The following is a 19,859-nucleotide window of genomic DNA, read 5'->3' as shown; positions in this document are numbered from 1 at the left end:
TATTGCAGCAAAGGTGCAGCAGCTATGCTGCAAAATCTGGAGAGGCTCCCTGCCCTGATCTCCAGATCGAAATAAACAATATAAAATTCAATAACTTACTTGGTTAACCAATCAATAACGCCAATTTTCCGATACTGCATTCGCATCGCAGCGATGACCGCACCAAGAAAAAGGGCGCCCCGCGGGTGCGAGGCGCCCTCCCCTAAGCCCCTGGCTTGGCGGCTCAGGTATTCATGGAGTCGAAGAACTCGGAGTTGTTCTTGGTGTTGCGGAGCTTGTCGAGCAGGAAGTCGATCGCGTCCATCGTGCCCATCGGATTGAGGATCCGGCGCAGCACATACATCTTCTTCAAGAGCTGCGGATCGGTGATCAGCTCTTCCTTGCGTGTGCCGGAGCGCGAGATGTCGATCGCCGGGAAGGTCCGCTTGTCCGAGACCTTGCGGTCGAGGATCAGTTCGGAGTTACCGGTGCCCTTGAATTCTTCGAAAATGACTTCGTCCATTCGGCTGCCGGTATCGACCAGAGCGGTAGCGATGATCGTGAGCGAACCGCCCTCTTCGATGTTGCGCGCGGCGCCGAAGAATCGCTTCGGCCGCTGCAGCGCGTTGGCGTCGACGCCGCCGGTCAAGACCTTGCCCGATGACGGCACCACGGTGTTGTAGGCGCGGCCGAGACGCGTGATCGAATCGAGGAGGATCACGACGTCGCGGCCATGCTCGACCAGGCGCTTGGCTTTCTCGATCACCATCTCGGCGACCTGAACGTGACGCACCGCCGGTTCGTCGAAGGTGGACGACACCACCTCGCCCTTCACCGAGCGCTGCATGTCCGTGACTTCTTCCGGACGCTCGTCGATCAGAAGCACGATCAGATAGCACTCCGGATGATTGGCCGTGATGGAGTGCGCGATGTTCTGCATCAGCACGGTTTTGCCGGTGCGCGGCGGCGCCACGATCAGCGCGCGCTGGCCCTTGCCGATCGGGGCGACGATATCGATCACCCTTGCGGAAAGGTCTTTTCGCGTCGGGTCTTCGAGCTCGAGACGGAAGCGCTGATCCGGAAACAGCGGCGTCAAATTGTCGAAATTGACCTTGTGCTTGGACTTTTCCGGATCTTCGAAATTGAGCGTGTTGACTTTCAGCAGCGCGAAATAGCGTTCGCCTTCCTTCGGGCTGCGGATGTGGCCTTCGATGGTGTCGCCGGTGCGGAGTCCGAAGCGGCGGATCTGCGAGGGCGAGACGTAGATATCGTCGGGGCCGGGCAGGTAGTTGGCGTCGGGCGAGCGCAGGAAACCGAAGCCGTCGGAGAGAACCTCGACGACGCCTTCGCCGATAATGTCGATTTCTTGAATCGCGAGCTGCTTGAGAATGGCGAACATCAGCTCCTGCTTGCGCATGGTGCTGGCGTTCTCGACCCCGCTCTCTTCGGCGAACGTAACGAGCTCGGCCGGCGTTTTCGATTTGAGGTCTTGGAGTTTCATTTCCCGCATTGGGGTGGTCCTGTGGAGTGTCTTTTAAGAAGGGTGCGAAGCTGGCTTTGGGGAAAGCCGGACACGAAAAATGGAAGGTCCGCAGGTCTAAGCAAGGAAAGCGCCGGTGAGGCTTCAAACCTGATGCGGCGGCCGGTCCAATGAAGGAGCCGGAACGCAGCCACATCCGCCTGCGTGGGGTGGGATTTCGACAATATAGAAAATCGGCCGCCGCTTCGCAAGCAGGCGAGAAACCGACCGACCCACGAAAAGCTGCCCTAGAACGGCTTCACGATCACCAGGATGACGATAAAGATCATCAGTACGGTTGGTACCTCATTGATAATACGATAGAATTTCTGGCTTCGGGTATTCCGGTCGGCGACGAAGTCCTTAACCCAGCGGGAAAAAAAGCCGTGGACGCCCGACAGGATGAGCACCAGCGTCAGTTTGGCGTGAAACCAGCCGGACGTGTACCAATGTCCGCTCCAGGCCAAATAGAGCCCGGCCAGCCAGGTGATGATCATTGCGGGGTTGATGATCACCTTCAGCAGGCGCCACTCCATCACCTTGAAGGTTTCGGACTGCTTCGATCCGACCTCGGCTTCGCAATGGTAGACGAACAGCCGCGGCAAATAGAGCATGCCGGCCATCCACGAGATGACGGCAATCACATGCAGCGCCTTAATCCACGGGTAGGCCGTGATCGTGATCCACTCGTACATTGCAGCCGCCCTGAACTCCGGAACGTTCCGATCTTCTCAAGCGTTGCGAAGAAGCCCCGCCAGCGTGGGACGCAAGACATATCCGCAAAGCACCGCTTCTCTAAACTAATAATTTTAGAATCTTAGGTTTGAGTCTAAGTGACGGTGATTTGGACTCATACAAAACCATCCAGTCTCTTTGCGAGGCTTGTTCACATCCATCACCAATTCGGGCCAAACACCGGATCGTCCTGATAACACCACGTGCATCAATCGCTTGCGATGTTTTGTGGTCAGCTTATGAAGAGACAAATCCACATCTTCTCACTATCATTGTCGCGAGACGTTGGACTTGTCCTCGCGTGAGGCCCTGTGAAGAAACCAAGGGTTTTCCCGCAGGCGGCGATCCAGGGCCCGACATCTCGGTTATGCTCCACAGGATTCACAGGAATACACAGGGGTTCTGGTGCCCACGACCGGCAACTATTTTCATCTTCATCTGGTCTCGGACTCGACCGGCGAGACGCTGATCACGGTGGCGCGCGCGGTCGCCGCGCAATACGCCAACGTGACGGCGGTCGAACATGTCTATCCGCTGGTGCGCAGCCAGAAGCAGCTCGACCGCGTGCTCGACGAGATCGAGGAAGCACCGGGCATCGTGCTCTTCACGTTGCTGGAAAAGGATCTGGTCGCCCGGCTGGAAGCCAAGTGCAGGCACATCAACATACCGAGCCTCTCCATCATTGGTCCGGTGATGCAGTTGTTCGAGGCCTATCTGGGCGCGGCGACGACGGGCAGGGTAGGCGCCCAGCACGTTCTGAACGCCGAATATTTCAAGCGCATCGACGCCCTGAACTACACCATGATGCATGACGACGGGCAGCACGTCGAAGGCCTGGAAGAGGCGGATGTCGTTCTCGTCGGCGTGTCCCGCACCTCGAAGACGCCGACTTCGATCTATCTCGCCAACCGCGGCGTCCGTACAGCGAACGTGCCGCTGGTCCCGGGCATTCCGCTGCCGCACCAACTGGAGACGCTGAAAAAGCCATTGGTCGTCAGTCTTCATGCGACACCGGAGCGGTTGATCCAGGTCCGGCAAAATCGCTTGCTGAGCATGGGCGCCGATACCCCCAATGATGATTACATCGATCGCCAGGCGGTGGCCGATGAAGTAGCCTATGCCCGGAAACTGAGCGCCAGATTCAGTTGGGCGCAGCTCGACGTGACACGGCGTTCGATCGAGGAAACCGCGGCGGCGGTGCTAAAACTGTTCACCGATCGCCAGCGACAGCGGCTTCCGGAATGACGCAGCCAAGATGAATATTTGGCGTGGACAACATCCGCTGATTCTCGCCTCGCAGAGCCGCGCGCGGCAAATGCTGCTTGCCAATGCCGGCATTTCCTTCGACGCCGTTCCTGCCGATATCGACGAACGATCCGTGCAGAAGAACTCAGGCCTTTCCGCGCCCAGTGAAATCGCCGGCCTCCTGGCGCGCGAGAAAGCGTGTTTCGTATCGTCGAAAAATCCCGGTCGTTATGTCGTCGGCGCCGATCAGACGCTGGCTTTGGCAAGCCGGCTGTTCAGCAAGCCGGCCGGCCGCGCACAGGCCGCAGAGCAATTGCGGCTGCTTGCCGGCCAGACGCACGAGCTGCACTCCGCCGTTGCGGTTGCCCGTGACGGCAAGCTAGTGTTTTCCGACCTCAACATTGCCAGAATGACGATGCGGCGCTTGGGCGAGAGCGAGATCGAAGCCTATCTGGATCAGGCCGGGCAGGCGGTCACCACCAGCGTCGGTGCCTATCAGCTCGAAGGGCTAGGCGTGCACTTGTTCGAACGGATCGAGGGCGACCATTTCACCATCCTCGGCCTGCCGCTGTTGCCGCTACTGGCGTTCCTGCGCGGCGAGGGTTTGCTCAATGTTTAGAATCACTACTTTGGCAACGGCGATCTGATGCGGATCCTGGGACTCACCGGCTCGATCGGGATGGGGAAATCCACCACCTCAAAACTGTTTACCGAGGCGGGCGTGCCGGTTTACGACGCCGACGCAGCCGTTCACAAAATCTACGAAGGCGAGGCGGCGCCCGCGATCGAAGCCGCGTTTCCCGGCACGACGGTGGACGGCAAGGTCGATCGCGCCAAATTGTCCGCCAAGGTGGTGCATGACCCTGCTGCCATCAAGCAGCTCGAGCAGATCGTTCACCCAATGCTCGGCGCGTCCCGCCAGAAATTCCTCGATGAGGCCGAGCGGTCCGGCGCGCCGGTTGTCGTGATGGACATCCCGCTATTGTTCGAAACCGGCGGCGAGAAACGCGTCGATGCGGTGGTCGTGGTCACGACCGATCCGAAAACCCAGCGCGAGCGAATTTTGGCGCGCGGCACCATGACGTCAGAGGCCCTCGACGCCATTCTGGCGCGGCAGTTGCCCGACGCCGAAAAGCGCAAGCGCGCAGATTTCGTGGTGGATACCTCGCATGGGCTGGACCCGGTGCGCGCGCGGATCCGCGACATTCTGGCCGAGGTTGTTAAGATGCCGCTGCGGCGGACCTGATTCGTCGAAACTTCGGTCTCTCACATCCATGCGCGAAATCGTTCTCGATACCGAAACCACCGGCCTCGATCCGCTGCGCGGCGATCGGCTGGTCGAAATCGGCTGCATCGAGATCTTCAACCGCATGCCGACGGGGCAGACGTTTCACCGCTACATCAATCCCGCAGCGCGACATGCCAGCGGAAGCCTTTGCCGTGCACGGCCTGTCGACCGAGTTCCTCGCCAGCAAGCCGCTGTTCACCGAAGTGGTCGAGGAGTTCCTGGAGTTTATCGGCGACGCACCGCTCGTCATCCACAATGCCTCGTTCGACATCAGCTTCATCAATGCCGAGCTCGATCGCATCAAGCGGCAGCCGATTCTGCGCGAACGGCTGGTCGATACTCTGCTATTGGCGCGCCGTAAGCATCCCGGCGTGTCGAATCGGCTGGACGATCTCTGCTCGCGCTATGCGATAGACAATTCCCGCCGCACCAAGCACGGCGCGCTGCTCGACGCCGAGCTCTTGGCCGAGGTCTATATCGACCTGATCGGCGCGCGGCAGTCGCAACTGATCCTGGCGTCGGAAACCCGCATCACGGTTACCAGCGGGATTGGCGATACGCCACGCCGGCAGCGCGAAATACCGCTGGCGCCACGAATCACCGACGCGGACCTCGAGGCTCATCGCGCCTTCATCGCCACGTTGGGCGACAAGCCGATCTGGAACGATTTTCTTCCGGCAGCGGTCTAGCGGCAAACAAGCCGCCGCTCGCCTTTTAGCTCGGCTTCGCGCCCGAGGCGGCCTGTGCTGCAGCCTGCCGTTCCATGTTCTGGCGGTACAGGCCGACAAAATCGACGGGATCGAGCATCAAGGGCGGGAAGCCACCGTCGCGCACCGCGGTCGCGATGATCTCGCGCGCGAACGGGAACAACAGCCGCGGGCATTCGATCATGACCAGCGGATGAAGCTGCTCCTGCGGCACGTTGAGGATGCGGAACACGCCCGCATAGGCGAGTTCGAAGCTGAACATCACTTTGCTGGCATTTTCAGCCTTGCCCTCGATCGAGAGCGTCACTTCGAACTCGTTTTGCGCGAGATTGTTCGCCGAAACATTGATCTGGATGTTGATCGCGGGCTGCTGCTGCTGCGGCGCCAGCGAGGAGGGTGCGTTCGGATTCTCGAACGACAGGTCCTTGGTGTACTGGGCCAGCACGTTGAGCTGGGGAGGGGCCTGTTCGGGAGGCGCGCCGTTGCCGTTGGTCATGAAAATCTCTCCTGAAGCGCTCGCGAGCGCGGCCCGGGTTCGTCTGAAAATGCGTTTTCCGGGCGAGTGGCTATCATAGCCCCGGCTCGTTCCACAAGGACGACTGCGCGGCGGCAGACCAGTCCGGCCGTCAATTGTGGCGGATATGCCTAACACCGTCCCGCCAGCCGCGCAAAATGTACCGTAAATAATTGAATGCGCGTGATTTCCGGCCACGATCGGGTTTCCCCTCGTCGCCAAAACGCGCTACAATTAGCCCGCGCCAAAACGCGCCATTGGCCGGGCGCGGTTTCATGCCTACATGCTGCAGTCTCGATCGTTGATGTAATCTCTGCCGTTCTCAGGGAAATCTCGTAAGAGAGCTTCTCACCAGGGAACGCTCGACCGCCGGGCCCGTTGCCGGCGCTGGAACCAGAAAGCGAATACGACGTGGATATTTATACCATCATCTTCCTGGCGTTGGCGGTCTTTATCTTCCTGCGCCTGCGCAGCGTCCTCGGACAGCGCACCGGGAGCGAACGTCCGCCCTATGATCGCGCCGCTCCCAACGTCGTGCAGCGTACGCAGGACAACAACGTCGTTCCCATGCCGGGTACCGTCATCGATCAGACGCCGCTGGCGCCGAATGCCGATATTGCGCCGGCCGATCGCTGGAAAGGCATTGCCGAGCCGGGCACGCCGCTTGCCGCGGGCCTCGACGCCATCACCGCCCAGGACTCCTCATTCGATCCGCGGCACTTTCTCTCCGGCGCCCGCAGCGCCTACGAGATGATCGTGCTGGCCTTCGCCAATGGCGACCGCCGGGCGCTGAAGGATCTCTTGTCGAGCGAAGTCTATGAGAGCTTCGAGGCCGTGATCAAGGATCGCGAGAAGCACGAGCAGAAAACCGAAACGCGGTTTGTTTCGATCGACAAGGCCGAGCTGGTAAATGCGGAAGCCCGCGACCGCGCGGCGCAACTGACGGTTCGCTTCGTGTCGCAGATGATTTCGGTCACACGCGACAAGACCGGCGCCATTGTCGATGGCAACCCCGATAAGGTCGCCGATATCACCGATGTCTGGACTTTCGCCCGCGACACGAGCTCTCGCGATCCGAACTGGAAGCTGGTTGGCACCGGAAGCGCGGGCTAAGGCGCGAAGCCTTGCGGGGCTTGCGCTGGGCGTGCTCGCTTTGGCGTGCTCGATCGCACCGTCGGATGCCGCAGCAGTGCGCCATTCACGTGCGCAAAAGCCCTCGCATCCGCAGCCCGTCCGGCACCTACCATACCCACCGCTCGAATTCCCGTTTCAGATTACCGGCGGCCAGTATGCGCCGGTCGCCTGGTCCGAGATCGCGGGCTGGCGCGAGGACGATCATCTCGCCGCCTACAACGCATTTCGCGTAAGCTGCAGGCCGATAGCGGCGCAGCAGAAGCCGCCCGCCGATCCAAAGGCACTCGGCATGTCGCTCCGCGATCCCTGCCGTATCGCCAAGGGTCTCGAACTATCAGATGGAGTGAAGGCGAGGGCCTTCTTCGAGGAGCACTTTCTTCCCTTGCGTATTTCGCGACTTGGCGAAGGCGAGGGTTTTGTAACCGGTTATTACGAGCCCATCGTCGACGGTTCACGGACGGAGAACGAGGTCTACAAGGTGCCGGTCTATCGCCGACCCTCGAACCTGTTCGTCCGGGGCACCACGCAGGCCTCGGCCGGCTTGCCCAACAAGGGCCAGGTGTTCCGCAAGATCGGCCGCCGCAAGCTGGTGCCCTATTACGATCGCGCCGAGATCGAGGACGGCGCAATCGCCGGCCGCGGCCTCGAAATCTGCTGGCTGAAGGACCAGACCGACCTGCTGTTCTCGCAGATCCAGGGTTCGGCGCGGGTCAGCCTCGACGACGGCTCGACCGTTCGCATCAATTACGATGCGCATAATGGTTTTCCGTATACGCCGGTCGGCCGCATCCTGATCGAACGCAACATCATCCCCAAGGATCAGATGTCGATGCAGAAGATCCGGGAATGGATGGAACAGAATCCTAACGAGGCCGACGAGCTGCGGCGGCAGAACAAGTCCTACGTCTTCTTCCGCGAGGTGCAGCTTTCCGACAAGGACGAGGCGGTCGGCGCCCAGGGCGTGCCGTTGACGCCGGGCCGGTCGATCGCGGTCGACAAATCACTGCATGTCTATGGCACGCCGTTTTTCATCGAGGGCGAACTGCCGATCGAATCGGAGCGATCGAAGACACCGTTTCGCCGTCTGATGATTGCGCAGGACACCGGCTCCGCCATCGTCGGTCCAGCCCGCGCCGATCTTTACTTTGGCGCCGGCCTCGACGCCGGCAAGGTGTCCGGCCGCCTCCGCCACAATGCGCGCTTCGTGATCCTGGCGCCGAAGAGCCTTGATCCGGTTGCGCGCGGCCGCAAGATGCCGGTGCCCGATGAGCGGCCGTCGGAGACGATCGCAAAACTGTTCCCGCAAACCGATCCGTCAAAGGATCCGAAGAATGCCGGAAAGCCGTCCGATGTTACGGCGGCAGCGACCAACGCCAAACCCGCGATGCAGGCGACGACATCGTCTGCAACCGGGCCCTCGCCAGCCCCGGCCATCCAGGCTGCCGTAGCAAAGCCAGTACCGCTTCCAGAACCGCGGCCGAACGTTGAAGCGGTTTCGGCAAAGCCGCAGCCGCGTCACCTGCGCCGATATCGCCATCGTCAATGAAACGCCGGCCGTCGAGGTTGATTCCCGAATTGCCGGAGCCGCCGCGCCGCAAGCGCGGCCTGAGCGAAGAGGAGCGCGCGCTGTGGGAGAGCGTCGCCAAGCAGGTCAAGCCTTTGCGCAAGCGGCACCGCGCCTCGAAGCCGTCGGCTGCTCTGGCGGAAACCGAGCACAAGGTCGCTCCGAAACCCGCCGCTTCACCGAGGCACGTCGCCCCGGCGCGAATCGTTGCGCCTTCAAAGCCGGAACCACCGCCGCTGGCGCCGATCGGCCGCCGCGAGCGGTCGCATCTGTCGCGTGGTCGCAAGGAGATCGATGCAAGGCTGGACCTGCATGGCATGACGCAGACGCGCGCGCATCGCGCGCTGTTCGGTTTCCTGCAGCGCGCCCATCATGACGGGCTGAGCTTCGTGCTCGTCATCACCGGCAAGGGCAAGGTGGGTGCTGAGTCCGAGCGCGGCGTGCTGCGCCGCAAGGTGCCGCAATGGCTCGGGCTGCCGGAATTCCGCGCCCTGGTGGTCGGCTTCGAGGAAGCCCATATCGCCCATGGCGGCGAGGGTGCCCTGTATGTGCGGGTGCGACGGGCGCGTCTCTAATCTCGCTTAGAGCGTTTTCAATCGAAAGCCTGCCCCGGACTTGATCCGGGGTCGACACCAGTTCGCGTCAGGAAAACGCGTGACGGCTACAAAATAAACCGGCTCAGATCCGAGTTCTTGGCGAGATCGCCGATGTGGTTCTGCACGTATTCGGCATCGACCTTGATGGTCTCGCCATGACGGTCCGGCGCGGCGAATGAAATCTCGTCGAGCACGCGCTCCATCACCGTCTGCAGCCGCCGCGCGCCGATGTTCTCGACCGTCGAGTTGACGGCGACGGCGATATCAGCCAGCGCGTCGATGGCGCCGTCGGTGATATCGAGCGTCACCCCCTCTGTCTGCATCAGCGCGACATATTGCTTGATGAGCGACGCTTCCGGCTCGGTCAGGATGCGGCGCATGTCGTCGCGGGTCAACGCCTCCAACTCGACGCGGATCGGCAGGCGGCCCTGCAATTCCGGCAACAGATCCGAGGGCTTGGCAATATGAAACGCGCCGGAGGCGATGAACAGGATGTGGTCGGTCTTGACCGCGCCGTGCTTGGTCGTGACGGTGGTGCCTTCGATCAGCGGCAGCAGGTCGCGCTGCACGCCCTCCCGCGAGACGTCGCCGCCGAGGCGGTTTTCGCGCACGCAGATCTTGTCGATCTCGTCGAGGAACACGATGCCGTTGTTCTCGACCGCCGCGATCGCTTCCAGCACGAGTTGGTCATTGTCGAGCAGCTTGTCGGATTCCTCGTTGACGAGAATCTCGTGCGAGCCTTCGACTGTGAGCCGGCGGGTTTTGGTTCGCCCTCCAAGTTTGCCAAAAATGTCGCCGATCGAGATCGCGCCCATCTGCGCGCCGGGCATCCCCGGAATCTCGAACATCGGCATGCCGCCGGAGGATTGCGTCTCGATCTCGATTTCCTTGTCGTTGAGCTCGCCAGCGCGCAGCTTCTTGCGGAAGGAATCGCGGGTCGCCGGGCTGGAGGCCGGCCCGACCAGCGCGTCCAGCACGCGCTCCTCGGCGGCGAGCTGTGCGCGGGCCTGCACGTCCTTGCGCTTGCGCTCGCGCACCTGAACGATCGCGACCTCGACGAGATCGCGGATGATTTGCTCGACGTCGCGGCCGACATAGCCGACCTCGGTGAATTTCGTGGCCTCGACCTTGATGAAGGGTGCGCCGGCGAGCTTTGCCAGCCGCCGCGCGATCTCGGTTTTGCCGACGCCGGTCGGCCCGATCATCAGGATGTTTTTCGGCAGCACCTCTTCGCGAAGCGAGCCAGTTAGCTTCAGCCGTCGCCAGCGATTGCGCAGCGCGATCGATACCGCGCGCTTGGCGTCGGCTTGGCCGACGATGAAGCGGTCGAGTTCGGAGACGATTTCACGGGGAGAAAAGTCGGTCATGGGTCCTAGGTAGGTGTCCAATGTTGCGAGAGCAAGCGGTGCACGAGGCCGCTAAATGATCGGCGGGCCACCCTGCCACAGCTTGATCGCCTCGAAGGGGTGAATCAGCATGATAATGTTGAGCGTCAGATTGTCGCGAATGTGGAGCGTCATCACCAGCTCGAACAACATCGCAAGAGCGATGGTGACTGCCACGGGAAGCTTCCTCGCCAGCAGGAAGCCACCGATCATGAAGAGCATATCGGAAATCGAATTGACGATGGTATCGCCGAAGTAATCCAGCGAGATCGTGCCGGCGCGGTAGCGGTTGATGATCCAGTCGGAATTCTCGACCAGTTCCCAGCCGCCTTCGACCAGAATGGCGAGTATCAGGCGGCCCTGCCAGGCCAGGCGCGGGAACGCGAGGAAGGCCGCGCCGTAGAACAGGAAGCCGTGCAGGATATGCGATAGCGAATACCAGTCGGCGATGTGCTGGGAGTTTTCCGAACTCTGCACGACACCGTGCCAGAGCTTGACGTAGCCGCAGGCGCAGATCGGCAGGCGTCCCATCCCGTACAGGATCGCAGCTTGCGCCGCGAGGATGCCGCCTGCAATTAATATCCAGTGTCGGCCCGAAAGCGTGACTGGAGCTTTCTCGATACTGTTGGTGGAGGTCATGCGTTGCGGACCATCAATAGAGCGGGGCCATCAGGTGTATCGACCATACCGACTTTTTCAAAGCCCGCCTTCTCGTAGGCACGCACGGCCCGGGTATTGGCCGGATCGGGATCGGTCACAATGCGCGGCGCGCCGTTCCGCAAACGCTCGTCGACGAAGGCGCGAATGAATGCCGAACCATGGCCGCGTCCGACCATATCGGGCTCTCCAATGAACTGATCGATGCCGCGGGTGCCACGCGGATGTTCGCCAAAGCCTGAATTCCACGCCGTCAGGTCGTAGCACTGCAGGTAGCCGAAATCGTTGCTTCCCGTCGAGACGATGAACTGATCCATCGCCGGCTCATCGAGATCGCCGCTGACCAGTTCATATTGTTCAGAGGGGTCGCCCCACCATTCGCGCACATGCGGCCGCGCGAGCCACTGCCGGATCAACGGCAGGTCGGCCACAGTCATCGGGCGGAAGGCATATTCCGGCGCCATGACCGGCGGCTCCTCAGAGCGTTTCGATCGTGACGTTGCGGTTGGTGTAGACGCAGATGTCGGCGGCGATATCGAGTGCCCGGCGCACGATGGTTTCGGCGTCCTTGTCGGTGTCGACAAGTGCGCGGGCGGCCGCCAGGGCATAGTTGCCGCCGGAGCCGATCGCCATCACGCCCGCTTCCGGCTCCAGCACGTCGCCGGTGCCGGTCAGGACCAGCGAGACGTCCTTGTCGGCGACGATCATCATCGCCTCCAGCCGGCGCAGATAGCGGTCGGTTCGCCAGTCCTTGGCCAGTTCGACCGCCGCTCGGGTCAATTGCCCCGGATATTGCTCAAGCTTGCTCTCCAGCCGCTCGAACAGGGTAAAGGCGTCGGCGGTGGCCCCGGCAAAACCGCCGATCACGTCGCCCTTGCCGACTTTCCGGACTTTTCTGGCGTTGGCCTTGATGACGGTTTGGCCGATCGAGACCTGGCCGTCGCCGCCGATTACCACCTTGCCGCCCTTGCGGACTGTCAAAATCGTGGTGCCGTGCCAGATCGGCAGGTTGTTTTCAGATGCTTGCATGGATCGCCCTCTTTCCAGTCAGATTTAGGGGTTGAGGGGAGGGGTTACAATCGCGCCGTTTCACCCCCGAATCCGGTCACCATGGGCCGAAGTTCAGCCCTTTAAACGTCATCCCGCAGTGGCGAAGGTGACATCCGCCTGTTAAAAGGGCCGCGTTTTCGGCCCCAAGCGGCCCAAGGGAAGCAGTTTTCATGCGCACAGCGTCCATCAAGCGCAAGACCAAGGAAACCGACATCGAGGTCGCGGTGAACCTCGATGGCACGGGCGTGTCCAAGGTTTCGACCGGTATCGGCTTTTTCGACCATATGCTTGATCTCTTAGCCCGGCATTCCCGCATCGACATCACGGTCAAGGCGGATGGTGATCTGCATGTCGACCACCACCACACCACCGAGGATGTCGGCATCGCGCTGGGTCAGGCTGTCAAGCAGGCGCTCGGCACCATGGCCGGCATCACCCGTTATGCCTCGATCCACATGCCGATGGACGAAACGCTCTCGCGCGTCGTGATCGACATTTCGGGCCGGCCGGTGCTGGTGTTCAAGGTCGATTTTCCGCGCGACAAGGTCGGACAGTTCGACACCGAGCTGGTGCGCGAATGGTTCAACGCCTTCACCATCAACGCCGGCGTGACTTTGCACGTCGAGACCTTATATGGCGAGAACAGCCATCATATCGCCGAATCCTGTTTCAAGGGTTTGGCGAGGGCGCTTCGTGCCGCGGTTGCGATCGATCCGCGCGCGGCGGGTGAAGTGCCTTCCACCAAGGGTCAGCTCGGCGGCTGATTGCTTGTTCGCGTTTTCGTTCGCGGCGGAGAGGTTCGATGCCGGTCTACACAGTGCATGCCCCCGTAGCCAACGGCGCCGATCTTCCGGCGACCGACAAGTTCGTGTTTGTCCGTGACGGATTCCATTTCTGGGCGGCGGTCGCGAGCGTGATCTGGCTGTTGTGGCATCGGCTGTGGCTGGCGCTGATCGGCTGGATTGTTCTGATGACAGCCGTGCAGTTCGGGATGTCGGCGCTGGGCGCTAGTCGCGGCACGATCTTCGCTGTTGATGTCCTGATCGCCATCCTGATGGGCCTCGAAGCAGCCAGCCTGCGGCGCTGGACGCTGTCGCGGCGCAAATGGCGCCAGCTCGATATCGTAGTTGCCGACGACGAGGAAGCTGCCGAACACCGCTTCTTCGAACGCTGGACCGGCCGGCAGCGCGGGCTGATCAGCGACCAACGGTCGGTCGATCGCGGCGCACCGCCGCCGACCCGCAACATTCCGGGCCAGTCGTTCTCCAAGCCGCCGCCGCCCTTGCCGCAAGGCGGAATCATCGGTTTGTTTCCGGAGCCGGGAGGGCCACGATGACCGTTGCGATCGTCGATTACGGCTCGGGCAATCTTCACTCGGCGGCAAAGGCCTTCGAGCGCGCCTCGCGGAGCATGGAAGATCCGCAGAAGGTCATGGTGACGCGGGATCCGGACGCCGTGTACCGCGCCGATCGCATCGTGCTGCCCGGCGTCGGCGCCTTCGCCGATTGCCGCCGGGGTCTCGACGCCGTGGACGGCATGCTGGAAGCGATGACGGAAGCGGTGCGCGCCAAGGCGCGGCCGTTCTTCGGCATCTGCGTCGGCATGCAGTTGATGGCGACGCGCGGCAAGGAACACGTCACGACCGACGGCTTCAACTGGATCGAGGGCGATGTCGAGAAGATTTCCCCGCGCGAGGAAAATCTGAAAATTCCGCACATGGGCTGGAACACGCTCGACCTGGTCCGCGAGCACCCGGTGCTGGAGCGGTTGCCGCTCGGGCCGAAGGGCCGCCATGCCTATTTCGTGCACTCCTATCACCTCAACGCCTCCAATGAGGCCGATGTGCTGGCACGTGCCGACTACGGCGGGCCGGTGACCGCGATCGTAGGCCGAGACACCGCCATCGGCACGCAGTTTCACCCCGAGAAGAGCCAGCGTTTCGGTCTGGCCCTGATCTCGAACTTTTTGAAGTGGAAGCCGTGATCCTCTTTCCTGCCGTCGACCTGAAAAACGGCCAATGCGTGCGCCTCGAGCAGGGCGACATGGCGCGCGCGACCGTGTTCAACCTCGATCCCGCGGCGCAGGCGCGCGCTTTTGCCGAGCAAGGGTTTGAATATCTCCACGTCGTCGATCTCGACGGTGCCTTTGCCGGCAAGCCGATGAACGCGCTGGCGGTCGAGGCGATGCTGAAGGCGGTCACCATGCCGGTGCAGCTCGGCGGCGGCATCCGCGATCTCAAGACCGTGGAAGCCTGGCTCGACAAGGGCATTGCGCGGGTCATCATCGGTACGGCGGCAGTGCGCGATCCGGAACTGGTGAAGGGCGCGGCGAAAAAATTCCCCGGCCGCGTCGCGGTCGGACTCGACGCGCGCGACGGCAAGGTTGCGGTGGAAGGCTGGGCCGAGACCTCGCAGGTGACTGCGCTCGAAATCGCGCAACGGTTCGAGGATGCCGGCGTCGCCGCCATCATCTTCACCGACATCGCGCGCGACGGCCTGTTGAAGGGCCTCAACCTCGATGCCACGATTGCGCTCGCAGACCGCATTTCAATTCCAGTGATCGCATCCGGCGGGTTTGCTTCCATCGAGGACGTCAAGGCGCTGCTCGAGCCGCGCGCCAAAAAGCTCGCCGGCGCCATTGCCGGCCGCGCGCTCTATGATGGGCGGCTGGATCCCGCCGCCGCTTTGACGCTGATCCGCACCGCGCGCGCGGCGGCCTAGGAGTTTTTGCGATGTTCAAGGTCCGCGTCATCCCCTGTCTCGACGTCAAGGACGGCCGCGTGGTCAAGGGCGTCAATTTCGTCGACCTGCGCGACGCCGGCGATCCTGTCGAGGCGGCGATTGCATATGACGCGGCCGGTGCCGACGAATTGTGCTTCCTCGACATCACCGCCACCCACGAAAACCGCGGCACCATGCTGGATGTGGTGCGGCGCACGGCGGAAGCCTGTTTCATGCCGCTAACGGTCGGCGGTGGGGTGCGCACCATCGAGGATATCAAGACGCTGCTGCGCTTCGGCGCCGACAAGGTCTCGATCAACTCGGCCGCCGTCTCCAACCGTGAATTCGTCAAGCAGGCGGCGGAAAAATTCGGCGAGCAGTGCATCGTGGTTGCGATCGACGCCAAGCGGGTCAAGCGCGGCGGCGGCTCGGACCGCTGGGAGATTTTTACCCATGGTGGACGCAACTCCACCGGGATCGACGCCATCGAATACGCGCAGGAAGTGGTCTCGCTCGGCGCCGGCGAGATCCTGTTGACTTCGATGGATCGCGACGGCACCCGCCAAGGCTTCGACCTGCCGCTGACGCAGGCCATCGCCGACAGTGTTCCCGTACCGGTCATCGCCTCCGGCGGCGTCGGCAATCTCGACCACCTCGTCGACGGCATCCGCCACGGCCACGCCACCGCAGTGCTGGCCGCCTCGATATTCCACTTCGGCGAATTTACCATACGCCAAGCCAAGGAGCACATGGTGCGCGCCGGGCTGCCGATGCGGCTCGATCCCTGACGACTCCCCGTCACAAAAGTGCTAAGTCCTTGCCCGGGACGGCGACCCGGCCTTTGGCCGGGCGCGAGTGTTGAGTTCGGTTGATGTCGCGTTTCACGATCCATGACCTGGCCGCCACCATCGATGCACGGGCCGCATCGGGAGGGGAGGCGTCCTACACCCGCAAATTGCTCGACAAGGGGGCGGAGCACTGCGCCAAGAAGCTGGGCGAGGAAGCGGTCGAGACCGTGATCGCGGCGGTCGAGAACGACCGCAGCCACCTGATTGCCGAAAGCGCTGACCTGCTGTTTCACCTGCTGGTGTTGTTGAAGTCGCGAGGCGTGAAGCTCGAGGAGGTCGAAGCCGCGCTGGCGCAGCGGACCTCGATGTCCGGGCTTGAGGAGAAGGCGTCGCGCAAGCGCGACTAGCCGAGAGGGCAGCTCATGGATATCCGCACCCCGGAACAGCAATACAATCCCTACCGTATCTTCACGCGCGAGCAGTGGGCGCGGTTGCGCGACGACACGCCCGATGACGCTGGAGCCGGGCGAATTCGAGCGGTTGCGTTCGATGCATGACCGCCTTGACCTGCAGGAGGTCGAGGACATCTACCTGCCGCTGTCGCGACTGTTGTCGATCTATGTCGATGCGACCGATCGGCTCTTCCGGGCGCAGCGCCAGTTTCTCGGTATCCGCGACCGCAAGGTCCCCTACATCATCGGCGTCGCCGGCTCGGTTGCCGCCGGCAAATCGACCACCGCGCGCGTGTTGCAGGCGCTGCTCGCCCGCTGGTCGCCCCGGCCCAAGGTCGACCTGGTGACGACCGACGGCTTCCTGTTTCCCAATGCCACGCTCGAGCGGCAGGGGCTGATGCAGAAGAAGGGCTTTCCCGAGAGCTACGATCTGCCGATGCTGCTGGCCTTTCTTTCCGACATCAAAGCCGGACGTCGGCCGGTGCGCGCGCCGGTCTACTCGCATCTGGTCTACGACATCGTGCCGAAGGAGTGGATCGAGGTTGATCGCCCGGACATCTTGATCGTCGAGGGCGTCAACGTGCTGCAGACCGGCCGACTGCCGCGCGACGGCAAGGCGGTGCCCGTGGTGTCGGATTTCTTCGACTTCTCCGTCTATATCGACGCCGAGGAGCCGGTGCTGCGCGAATGGTATGTGCGGCGCTTCCTGGCGCTCAGGGACACCGCGTTCCACGATCCCAAATCGTACTTCCATCGCTACGCCGTGCTCTCCGACGAGGAGGCCACCGCGACCGCGATCGCGATCTGGGAGCGCACCAACCTCGCCAATCTCGAGGACAACATCCTGCCGACCCGACCGCGCGCGACGCTGATCCTGAAAAAGCGCGCCGATCACCTCGTGGAGACCGTCGCGCTGCGGCGTCTGTAGTGTCGTAGTCGTAGGGTGGGCAAAGGCGCCCTTGCGCCGTGCCCACCATCTATCCCCCGACACCTGAGTGGTGGGCACGCTTCGCTTTGCCCGCCCTACGAACCCTGCGTTCGCGGTGACGACTTTTGCTCCCACTCACGCTGCAATGTGCCGTGACGCGATCAGCCCGGCGAGCGCCTCGGCGAGTTTTTCGCGGTCGAGCGGCTTGATCAAGAATCCGTCCATGCCGGCTTCGAAGCAGGCGTAGCGATCTTCCACCAGCGTGTTGGCGGTGAGCGCGAGGATCGGCGTCCGGCTACCCGGCTCGCCGGATTCGAGGGTACGAATCCGCTTGGTGGTTTCGATGCCGTTGAGCTGCGGCATCTGGATGTCCATCAGGACGAGATCGTAGGGGCTACCCGCGGATTTCGCCGAGAGCCAGGACTCCAGCGCCTCGGTGCCGTCGGTGGTGATGACGGCGTGATGGCCGAGTCGGCCGAGCAGCGATCGGATCAACAGCGCATTGATCTGATTGTCCTCGGCGACCAGGATCGACAGGCCCTTGGCTGACGGCGCGGCCGGCGTCTCGCTTGGGTCGATGGCCGGATCCAGGCTCGGTGCGGCCACTTCCGGCGCGGCCGTCATGCGCGCCGCGAGCGAGGCCGCGCGCAGCGGCTTGACCAGATAGCCGGTGAGGGCGGAAGTGGCGGACGGCTGCATTTCGTGCCGCGTCGCTGGCGTAAACATCACGATGCGCTGGGTGGCATGAAGCCGCGCGGCTTCGCCAAGCCGTTCGATTTCGGCGAGCCCCAGCGCGTGATCGATCAGCACGGCGTGCCAGGCGCGCTCGGGCAGCAGGGCCTCTGCGACGTTGGCGTCTGATACCATGCAGGTCTGCCCACCCCAGCGCTGCAGCCGCCGCGCGGTCAGCGAGGCCTCGATGCTCGCGGGCGAGACCAGCATGATCGAGTGGCCGGAAAGATCCGGCGCCGCAAATGAGATCTGTTCGCCGCCGGCGGCGGCAAGGGGAAGCGACACCTCGAATGTCGAGCCCATGCCCGGCGTGCTCGCCAGCGCGATGCGGCCGCCCATGCGTTTGACGATACGGTCGGAGATGCTCAAGCCGAGACCGGTGCCGCCGTAGCTGCGGGGCGATCTTGTCGTCGGCCTGCTCGAACTCGCGAAAGATCCGCTCGCGTGCTTCGGGGGCGATGCCGATGCCGGTATCGCGCACCAGGAAACTGATTTCATTGGGCCAGATGCCGGGCTCGACGATCAGGGCAACACCGCCGGTTGAGGTGAACTTGATCGCATTGCCGGCGAGATTGAGCAGTACCTGCCTCAAGCGAGCTGCGTCGCCGATCACGTGCGTCGGCAGCCGCTCGTCGACATAGGCGGCCACCTCGATCTTCTTGGCCTCCGCGCGCGGCGCGAGCAATTCGGTGATGTCCTCGATCAGGCCCGACAAGGCGAACGGACGATGTTCGAGATCGATCTTGCCGGCCTCGATCTTGGAATAATCCAGGAGTTCCTCGATCAGCGAGAGCAGCGCGTCGCCGGAGGTCTTCACCGCCTTGACATAGGTCGCCTGTTCCGGCGTCAGCGGCGTATCCATCAACAGGCCGCTCATGCCGATGATGCCGTTGAGCGGAGCGTGTGCGGATCTCGTGGCTCGCCATCGCGAGGAAGCGCGACTTGGCGCGGCTTGCCGCGTCCGCCTGGTCGCGGGCCTCGGTCAGCGCGCGTTCGCTCTCGGTGCGATCAGTAACGTCGCGGCCGACGCTTTGCATTTCCGCTCGCTCTCCGGCGTCGTTGCGGACGAACCCTTCGCGCCATGCGATCCAGCGCGGGCCGAGCGGTCCCTCGATCCGCTGGTCGTGAACGCGGGTGCCGCTCGGTTCGAGCGCGGTGTCGCCCTGTTCGAGAACGGTAAGCGCGAAGCGGCTGCCGATCAGCGCGTCGCGCGGCATTTGCGCCAGTTCGCAATAGGCGTCATTGGCATAGGTGATCCGACCCTCGCCGTTGCGCAGAACGATCAGGTCGCCCTGCGATTCGAACAGCCGCCGGGTGCGCTGCTCGGCTTCCTGCAATTCCCAGTTCCGGTCGGCCAACACTTCGTTATGCAGTGCGACCTTGCGCATCTTCTTGCGCAGCAGGCGGAGGCGGACGCTGAAGGTGGCGAGCGCGACGCAGGCGATCGCAAACAGGAAGGCGACGCCGATCGCAAAAGAGTGCGGATCATAGCCGGAATTTTCCGCCTTGGCTCCGGCGATGAAGCCAAAGGCCCCGCCGAACACGACCGAGAAGATCATCAAGGAGCGCAGCGCGAACGTAAGCCAGGGATGACGGCGGCCGAAGCGGCGAAAGCGAAGTTTGATCCGGAAAGTCCGTCCCATCGCCAATGACCCTAAACTTGCTGCTTGAATTGACCCGGCCTGCTTCGCCGCTTCTCTCGGAAAGACGATGCGTTGCCGACGTTGCAAAGTGCTTGAGGCTCCCAGCGCATGACGGCCGCGATGAGAACAGGGTGAATGAAAGGTTAACCAAGCAAGGTCCGGACCCGGAGGGCCGCTTTCGCGCAAAGTGGGAACCGGTTTTCCGAAAAGACCATGCTCCAAA

General features: G+C 62.6%; 19 protein-coding genes and 3 pseudogenes. 14 read left to right on the top strand and 8 right to left on the bottom strand.

The window, feature by feature from the left end:
- Positions 1-223: 223 nt before the first annotated feature.
- Positions 224-1,489: a transcription termination factor Rho gene (gene rho, locus V1292_RS08245; RefSeq protein ID WP_057834504.1), complete on the bottom strand. Its 1,266-nt coding sequence runs from the start codon at positions 1,487-1,489 to the stop codon at positions 224-226.
- A 257-nt stretch (positions 1,490-1,746) separates the two neighbouring features.
- The gene (gene hemJ / locus V1292_RS08240; protein WP_334371679.1) at positions 1,747-2,193 is read right to left on the bottom strand and encodes a protoporphyrinogen oxidase HemJ; all 447 of its coding nucleotides are present in this window, start codon (positions 2,191-2,193) and stop codon (positions 1,747-1,749) included.
- 445 nt (positions 2,194-2,638) lie between these two features.
- Between hemJ and V1292_RS08235 the strand changes: the two genes are divergently transcribed.
- The 4 genes and pseudogenes from V1292_RS08235 to dnaQ all read left to right on the top strand — a co-directional run bounded on the left by V1292_RS08235 (position 2,639) and on the right by dnaQ (position 5,455).
- Positions 2,639-3,478: a pyruvate, water dikinase regulatory protein gene (locus tag V1292_RS08235; protein WP_334371677.1), complete on the top strand. Its 840-nt coding sequence runs from the start codon at positions 2,639-2,641 to the stop codon at positions 3,476-3,478.
- Positions 3,479-3,488: 10 nt separating this feature from the next.
- Entirely contained in the window at positions 3,489-4,097 is a 609-nt protein-coding gene (locus V1292_RS08230) for a Maf family protein (RefSeq protein WP_334371675.1), read from the top strand.
- Between the two features lie 27 nt (positions 4,098-4,124).
- Positions 4,125-4,724: a dephospho-CoA kinase gene (gene coaE, locus V1292_RS08225; RefSeq protein WP_334371673.1), complete on the top strand. Its 600-nt coding sequence runs from the start codon at positions 4,125-4,127 to the stop codon at positions 4,722-4,724.
- 28 nt (positions 4,725-4,752) lie between these two features.
- Positions 4,753-5,455 (top strand): annotated as a pseudogene (dnaQ, locus tag V1292_RS08220) (DNA polymerase III subunit epsilon).
- A gap of 25 nt (positions 5,456-5,480) precedes the next feature.
- Here dnaQ and secB read toward each other — a convergent pair.
- The gene (secB, locus tag V1292_RS08215) at positions 5,481-5,969 is read right to left on the bottom strand and encodes a protein-export chaperone SecB (protein WP_028348320.1); all 489 of its coding nucleotides are present in this window, start codon (positions 5,967-5,969) and stop codon (positions 5,481-5,483) included.
- Positions 5,970-6,398: 429 nt separating this feature from the next.
- On the opposite strand from secB, the gene V1292_RS08210 reads away from it, so the two are divergent.
- From V1292_RS08210 to V1292_RS08200, 3 genes are read left to right on the top strand one after another with little or no spacing between them, the layout of a single operon-like run.
- Positions 6,399-7,100 (top strand): Tim44/TimA family putative adaptor protein, encoded by a 702-nt coding sequence (locus tag V1292_RS08210; RefSeq protein WP_334371671.1) that lies wholly within the window; start codon positions 6,399-6,401, stop codon positions 7,098-7,100.
- Positions 7,078-8,667 (top strand): MltA domain-containing protein, encoded by a 1,590-nt coding sequence (locus V1292_RS08205; protein ID WP_442895504.1) that lies wholly within the window; start codon positions 7,078-7,080, stop codon positions 8,665-8,667. The genes V1292_RS08210 and V1292_RS08205 overlap by 23 nt, the downstream gene beginning before the upstream one ends.
- Positions 8,664-9,260, top strand: a complete 597-nt coding sequence (locus tag V1292_RS08200; protein WP_334371669.1) for a Smr/MutS family protein — start codon at positions 8,664-8,666, stop codon at positions 9,258-9,260. The genes V1292_RS08205 and V1292_RS08200 overlap by 4 nt, the downstream gene beginning before the upstream one ends.
- Positions 9,261-9,346: 86 nt before the next feature.
- Here V1292_RS08200 and hslU read toward each other — a convergent pair whose 3' ends face one another.
- From hslU to hslV, 4 genes are read right to left on the bottom strand one after another with little or no spacing between them, the layout of a single operon-like run.
- Positions 9,347-10,648, bottom strand: a complete 1,302-nt coding sequence (gene hslU / locus V1292_RS08195; protein ID WP_334371667.1) for an ATP-dependent protease ATPase subunit HslU — start codon at positions 10,646-10,648, stop codon at positions 9,347-9,349.
- A 51-nt stretch (positions 10,649-10,699) separates the two neighbouring features.
- Entirely contained in the window at positions 10,700-11,305 is a 606-nt protein-coding gene (locus tag V1292_RS08190; RefSeq protein WP_334371665.1) for a DUF2585 domain-containing protein, read from the bottom strand.
- Complete coding sequence (locus tag V1292_RS08185) at positions 11,302-11,787, bottom strand: GNAT family N-acetyltransferase (RefSeq protein ID WP_334371663.1); 486 nt, start codon at positions 11,785-11,787, stop codon at positions 11,302-11,304. The genes V1292_RS08190 and V1292_RS08185 overlap by 4 nt, the downstream gene beginning before the upstream one ends.
- Before the next feature lie 13 nt (positions 11,788-11,800).
- A complete protein-coding gene (gene hslV / locus V1292_RS08180) occupies positions 11,801-12,352 on the bottom strand; it encodes an ATP-dependent protease subunit HslV (RefSeq protein ID WP_334371662.1) in 552 nt (183 codons plus the stop codon).
- Between the two features lie 191 nt (positions 12,353-12,543).
- On the opposite strand from hslV, the gene hisB reads away from it, so the two are divergent.
- The 7 genes and pseudogenes from hisB (at position 12,544) to coaA (ending at position 17,261) form a co-directional block, all read left to right on the top strand.
- On the top strand, positions 12,544-13,137 hold the full coding sequence (hisB, locus tag V1292_RS08175) for an imidazoleglycerol-phosphate dehydratase HisB (RefSeq protein ID WP_028348312.1): 594 nt from the start codon (positions 12,544-12,546) through the stop codon (positions 13,135-13,137).
- A gap of 38 nt (positions 13,138-13,175) precedes the next feature.
- Positions 13,176-13,709: a DUF2628 domain-containing protein gene (locus V1292_RS08170; RefSeq protein WP_334371660.1), complete on the top strand. Its 534-nt coding sequence runs from the start codon at positions 13,176-13,178 to the stop codon at positions 13,707-13,709.
- Positions 13,706-14,356 carry an imidazole glycerol phosphate synthase subunit HisH gene (hisH, locus tag V1292_RS08165; RefSeq protein ID WP_334371658.1) on the top strand — a complete coding sequence of 217 codons (651 nt, stop codon included), beginning with the start codon at positions 13,706-13,708 and terminating at the stop codon, positions 14,354-14,356. The genes V1292_RS08170 and hisH overlap by 4 nt, the downstream gene beginning before the upstream one ends.
- Complete coding sequence (gene hisA, locus V1292_RS08160; RefSeq protein WP_334371657.1) at positions 14,344-15,093, top strand: 1-(5-phosphoribosyl)-5-[(5-phosphoribosylamino)methylideneamino]imidazole-4-carboxamide isomerase; 750 nt, start codon at positions 14,344-14,346, stop codon at positions 15,091-15,093. Before hisH ends, hisA begins: the two co-directional genes overlap by 13 nt.
- A gap of 11 nt (positions 15,094-15,104) precedes the next feature.
- Complete coding sequence (hisF, locus tag V1292_RS08155) at positions 15,105-15,881, top strand: imidazole glycerol phosphate synthase subunit HisF (RefSeq protein ID WP_334371655.1); 777 nt, start codon at positions 15,105-15,107, stop codon at positions 15,879-15,881.
- Positions 15,882-15,964: 83 nt separating this feature from the next.
- Positions 15,965-16,288, top strand: coding sequence for a phosphoribosyl-ATP diphosphatase (locus V1292_RS08150; RefSeq protein WP_334371653.1), 324 nt, complete (start codon positions 15,965-15,967; stop codon positions 16,286-16,288).
- 15 nt (positions 16,289-16,303) lie between these two features.
- A pseudogene (gene coaA, locus V1292_RS08145) lies at positions 16,304-17,261 on the top strand (type I pantothenate kinase).
- A gap of 135 nt (positions 17,262-17,396) precedes the next feature.
- On the opposite strand, the pseudogene V1292_RS08140 reads toward coaA, so the two are convergent.
- A pseudogene (locus V1292_RS08140) lies at positions 17,397-19,636 on the bottom strand (ATP-binding protein).
- Between the last annotated feature and the right edge of the window lie 223 nt (positions 19,637-19,859).

Source organism: Bradyrhizobium sp. AZCC 1719 (assembly GCF_036924525.1).
GTDB lineage: Bacteria > Pseudomonadota > Alphaproteobacteria > Rhizobiales > Xanthobacteraceae > Bradyrhizobium.
Note: the sequence above shows the minus strand (reverse complement) of the source record. Positions and strands in the feature narration are given on the sequence as shown.